This is a genomic window from Pseudomonas sp. P5_B2, from assembly GCF_056400445.1.
This window is the reverse complement of record NZ_JBFULH010001178.1, coordinates 1-902: the sequence shown is the minus strand read 5'-3', so window position 1 is coordinate 902 and position 902 is coordinate 1. Positions and strand designations below refer to the sequence as shown.

The 902-nt window shown below is 49.8% G+C and carries 2 protein-coding genes; one reads left to right on the top strand and one right to left on the bottom strand.

What is annotated here, in order from left to right; translation table 11 throughout:
* Positions 1-98: transposase (locus AC1DRJ_RS30020; protein ID WP_477805317.1), on the bottom strand; the 98-nt coding region annotated here is incomplete at its 3' end.
* A gap of 397 nt (positions 99-495) precedes the next feature.
* Here AC1DRJ_RS30020 and AC1DRJ_RS30015 point away from each other — a divergent pair.
* Positions 496-690, top strand: coding sequence for a hypothetical protein (locus AC1DRJ_RS30015; RefSeq protein ID WP_223511514.1), 195 nt, complete (start codon positions 496-498; stop codon positions 688-690).
* Positions 691-902 lie beyond the last annotated feature (212 nt).

Genomic DNA, 902 nt, shown 5'->3' with positions numbered 1-902 from the left:
GAACGACTGGCTTCGATGTAGCTGTAGTTTTGCTTGAGCACGAGGTCGGCAGCCTCGCGTTTGAATTCAGCAGAAAAGGAACGGCGTTGTTTGGTCATCTGACACCTCGATCTGGCGAGCATTCTCGCCTAAATGGGTGTCCGGTTTCATTAGACCACTACACGCGCAGTTTTTGATAAGCCCATTTCCAGCCGTGCTTAGGTGCGCTGCTCATAACGTTCCCTTTGCCAATGTCATTCGTGCCTTGATCTTAGCTGGTGGCTAATTAGTGGCCAACCATCAATTTTTGGCGTCAAAAACCCATCCCGAATAGTGCCCATCATTGGATAGCATCTGCTCATGATCGTGACGATAGATATAACTAACCCGCTCTAATCTCTCTTCTGCGTTTCTCTGTGGCCATTTTCCCGGTACGCCCTGCTGCAACCTGCAACCTGCAACCTGCCGGAAGCGGGCGTAAGATAGCAGTGCTACTTCACCAAAAAGGAGCCGCATATGATCGCCGATCAAATGAACAAACAGGCGTCTGAAAGCAGGGCTGTTTGGGATCAATATTTCTGTGCTGCGTTGATTGCGGAAAGCAATCTGACCGCACCGGTCGTAGGAGGGGCTACTCACGAAGACAGGCAGAACCTGCTGATTGAAAGAGCCAAGGCCCTTGCTGACAAGATGATGGAAAACAGGAAGTAACCGGTGCCCAGTCGTCGCGCTGGGCTCGTGCGTCTTGCGACTTCAGTGGCGGGCAGCGTGCGATGGCTTGACTCAGTTATAGATTTCCAATGATCCATAAAAATTGTGTGGATATTTATAGGGTTACGATTGTTTTTAACCAGATAGTGATCGAAAATATATTGTTACAGGTGGTCTGTTGGGATATTATTGCCCCGCGTATTGCCCCGCGT